The organism is Campylobacter sp. B0100352/1 (assembly GCF_020135855.1).
GTDB classification, from domain to species: Bacteria; Campylobacterota; Campylobacteria; order Campylobacterales; family Campylobacteraceae; genus Campylobacter_D; species Campylobacter_D taeniopygiae.
This window is the reverse complement of the sequence record NZ_JACHTP010000075.1, coordinates 1-933: the sequence shown is the minus strand read 5'-3', so window position 1 is coordinate 933 and position 933 is coordinate 1. Positions and strand designations below refer to the sequence as shown.

At 30.3% G+C, this 933-nt stretch carries 1 pseudogene; it reads left to right on the top strand.

What is annotated here, in order from left to right:
* Positions 1-933, top strand: a pseudogene (locus H2279_RS08580) (hypothetical protein); the annotation flags it as partial.

Below are 933 nucleotides of genomic sequence, written 5' to 3'. Positions count from 1 at the left end.
AATGCTCAAACAGAAAAAATCACTGTAAGCGGAACAGGTAATACTTCTTTAACTATTACAAGCAGTGGTTCAGTTAAACCGAGTAATGGTTTTGCTATAGAATTCAAAGAAAATTCATCACTTACAAATTTTAATAATCAAGGAACTATACAAGGTGGCGGCACCAAAGAAGCTATAAAATTTAAAGGAACCACTATAGAAACTTTTAATAATAGCGGACTTATTTCTGGTAGTTGGTCTGGTCTTGAAATAAACGGTGGGCAATCATCAGATAGCACAAGCGATTACATAAAAACTTTTAAAAATAGTGGTACTATACAAAGCACAGGTGGAAACGGTATATATCTTAATAAAGGAACTATAGATACCTTTATTAATGAAAACAATGGATTAATAAATAGTAGTATTAGCAAAGGTATTAATCTTCAAAGTTCGACTATAAGCAATTTTGAAAATAATGGCATTATAAACTCTCAAGAAAAAGGAGTATATCTTGGTCACTCAACTATAAATAGTTTTAATAATGGTGGAACTATAGTAGCAAGCGGAGATAAAGTTATTTTTGATCCAAATTCTGGTTTAGAATTAAACAACTCTTGTATAGAAACTTTTGAAAATACTGGAACAATTTCTGGTCCAGTGGGTGTTTATGTTGGGAGTTCAAATATCGATAAATTTACCAATAAAGGGGTTATAGAAGGAACCTTAGATGATCCTAATTCAACTGGTATTTTACTTGATGTTGCCGATGGCGAAAATTCTTCAACAATTAAAAATTTTAGCAATGAAGGAACTATTAAAGGAGCCGCACAAGGTATTATCATATCAAATAAAAATAAAATAGAAACTTTAATCAATAGAGGAACTATAGAAGCTTCCAATAATGGCATAATGTTTTATAATTATACAAATAGTGTAAATGGTATAACAGAA